Consider the following 2,978-nt stretch of genomic DNA (forward strand, 5'->3'; position numbering starts at 1 on the left):
AACCACCCGTTCTGGGCTCCGGGCGCGGGGGAGTGGATCGGCGCCGGGCGGCTCGTCTTCGGGGACGACCTCGCCACGCCGGACGGCGGCCGGGCGATGGTCGTCGGCTCGCACCGCTACACGGCGGAGCGTCGCGTCCACAACCTCACCGTCGCCGACCTGCACACCTTCTACGTGACCGTCGGCGGACGCCACCTCCTCGTCCACAATGACCCGGACAAGGGGGTGTGCGACCGGCTCGCCGGCGAGCGGGCCAAGATCTCGCGGGACGTCGACAACGCCCTCAAGAACCGCCGGTTCGATGACGCCGACGGGCTCGTCGACCAGGCCCAGCGGAACGCCGACGAGGCACGGGATCTGGCGCGCAGGAACCCGACCCAGGCCAACAAGGACGCCGCGAACCGCGCCCAGCGCGAGGTGGACGCGCTCAGGAAGAAGGTCGTCGACTCCAAGATCGACGACGCGATGCGATCGGGCAATCCGGACACGCGGCTCGAGGCGACCACCGCCAACTCGATTCGCAACGTGGTCCGCGACTTCGGCCGCAAGTACGGGAGGAAGGGCGACCTCGGTGAAATAGACATCGAGACCAACAAGGCGATCATCGAGATATCGAACGGTCGTAACTTCACGAAGGCGGATCAGCTGGCAAAACTGATGAACGATCGGCGGATGAATCCCAACGGAAAGCCGGTCATTCTCTTTGCTGCGCAGCTGTCGGGGAAGCAGATCGCCATGGCCAGGCAGACCGGTGCTATCGTGGTGCGAACCGAATATGAGCTCAAAGAGGCTCTGCGTAAGCTGGGCGAGCCCGTCTGACGGAGGGTTTCATGGCGAGCGATGTGCTGCTGGTCTTCGCTGATCCGGTGCATCCCGACGAGTTCGTCGATCTCATTGAGGAATTGGGCGGTGTTCGGCGCCCTGATCGCTCGACGGGTGCTCGCCTGTCGCGGGAGGATCGGCACGTCTGGGTGTACGTGGCCCCGGGCACCGTCGTCGAGCCCGAGCCCGAGGATCTGGCCGAGTACGAGAAGAGGCTCGGCGGGCCGATGCTCACCTCGGTGGTGCTGTCCATTTCCAGGACCGAGGGCAGCGACGCCGTGGCCATGGAGATCATCGAGGCGGCCGCCGCCCGCTGGCGCATGCTGATCGACAACGACCACGGCGACGTCTTCACCGTCGAGGAGTTGCGCCGTTACCCCCTCGACCGGCTGCCCTTCGCCGGCAGGCGCGCCTGAGGACCGACCCGGAAGGCGTCCGCGCAGCCGGATGGGGCGGCCGGACGAGGCCGCATCGGACGCGCTCGCCGGCCGGTGGTGCCCGGTCGGGCGTCGGCCGGAGTCTCCCGGCTCTGAACTTGGGCGCGGTTCTGGGTCCGTGGGCCCAGGCGTTCGCGGTCTTTGTGTGATTCGATCGGCCGGGAACCTCCCCCATCCCGGCTCATGTCGTACGGGCGCCGGGACGATGCGTCCCATGCCGGAGGCGCGGGACGCCGCGAACTCCGGACGCAACATCATGCAAAGATCTGGTAAACGCTGCATGTCGATGCGATGTCCGTTATGCGCTGCATGCTGTTCCGGTCCTTCCGGGCGCGTTCCGAAAAGCAGGGTGTGCGCGCCCTCCCGCCCATGGATGCGTCGTGGTGGCCCCCGTTCACCTGCTGATCTCGTGATGGGGGGCGCCCGCCCCTCCGGACGACGGCGGCCGGGCCAATTTCGGTCCGTCCGAAACATGGGGTGGAGGCAATTGCGCGGTCCTTGCTCTGGAGTGGGCGAGGCGGTTATCGTCTTCGAGCCATAAGCGGCCTATGGAGCTTTTCGGGCACCGCATGGGGGGCGGCGGCGAACGGGGAAGGGAAGGCACGTGAGGCCAAGGATGGCCCGGGGGCGCGCATGACCATGGTCGTTGTCGTGGGAGACGTGCCCAGTACCGGAATCACTCCGGGCTCCGTCGCTACGCGCGTTCCGGACGCGGCCGATCCCGCCGCGCTCCTGAGCTTCCTCGACGTGGTGAGCGGCGCCCTGGCGAGCGATGGCACGGTCCTGGTCGTCCATCCGGCGTGGCGCGCGGACGGCGCCGTCAAGCTCGTCCGGCAGGCGCGGATGCTGCTCGCCACCGACCGCATCGGCCGCGTCCCGCTGGAGTTGCCGCCGCTCGCGCTGTCCGTCGTCGCCGACCAGCTCGCGTTCATGGCCCCGCACGTCGCCCCCGGCGTGCTGGCGAGCATCGCGCCGCATCTGGCCGCCCGGCTGTTCGCCGGGGCGTGGCTCGGCAGCGTCGCGAAGCTCGAGCGCGGGCAGGCCAGGCTGGCCCAGCACATGCTGTCCTACCTCCCGGGCAGCGGGTTCATGGTGACGTCCGGGCCGACGACCGACGTGCACCGCATCACCGGTGCGAAACCCGTCCAGAACATCACCCGCCGGCCGCTCGACCCCGTCCTCATGCTCGCCGCGAACGAGCACGGCGACCCGAACTGGCTGGAGAGCCGGCTCCGGCCGGAACTGCAGGCGGTCCAGGTCACGAACGTGGCCGGGCCGCCGCTGAGCGCCGAGTACTGGGGCTCGAGGAAGTACACCGAGTTCGTGGCGTTCAGCGGGCATCCGCACGACCTGCACTACGTGCTGCAGTCGGTGCGGTGCGTCCCCTGCGCGTGGTGCGGCGAGCCGACCGCCCTCCCCGCCTGCCCCTTCTGCGGCGAACTGCAGTACCGGACGGAGCCGTCCCCGCAGGCGCCGCCCGCTCCCGGACCGGACGTCCTCCCCCGTCCGGAACCGGCTCCCCGGGCACCGGCCGCGCCCGCACCGGAGGCTTCCCCCGGTCCGGAACCCCCGCCCCAGCCGTGGCCGGAACCGCACCCGCCGCCCGTGCGACCCGCACAGCCCCAGCCGCCCCGGGCCTTCGGGGAGACGGACGGCCCCGCTCCGGAGCCCTCCCCGCCCTGTCTCTTATACACATCTCCGAGCCCACGAGACTCCTGA

At 69.9% G+C, this 2,978-nt stretch carries 3 protein-coding genes; all 3 read left to right on the forward strand.

Going from position 1 to position 2,978, the window contains the following annotated elements:
• A partial coding sequence (locus tag IE99_RS29915) for a polymorphic toxin-type HINT domain-containing protein (protein WP_037560250.1) occupies positions 1-819 on the forward strand: 819 nt, incomplete at its 5' end.
• Positions 820-830: 11 nt separating this feature from the next.
• On the forward strand, positions 831-1,238 hold the full coding sequence (locus tag IE99_RS0128370; protein ID WP_030177445.1) for a hypothetical protein: 408 nt from the start codon (positions 831-833) through the stop codon (positions 1,236-1,238).
• 681 nt (positions 1,239-1,919) lie between these two features.
• Entirely contained in the window at positions 1,920-2,978 is a 1,059-nt protein-coding gene (locus IE99_RS0128375; RefSeq protein WP_157610545.1) for a hypothetical protein, read from the forward strand.

It is taken from the genome of Spirillospora albida, assembly GCF_000718255.1.
Classification (GTDB): domain Bacteria; phylum Actinomycetota; class Actinomycetes; order Streptosporangiales; family Streptosporangiaceae; genus Spirillospora; species Spirillospora albida.

What these genes read in the sequence shown, in the direction of transcription:
- IE99_RS0128370 (WP_030177445.1), top strand. Translation starts at nt 831, where the DNA reads ATGGCGAGCGATGTGCTGCTGGTCTTCGCTGATCCGGTGCATCCCGAC.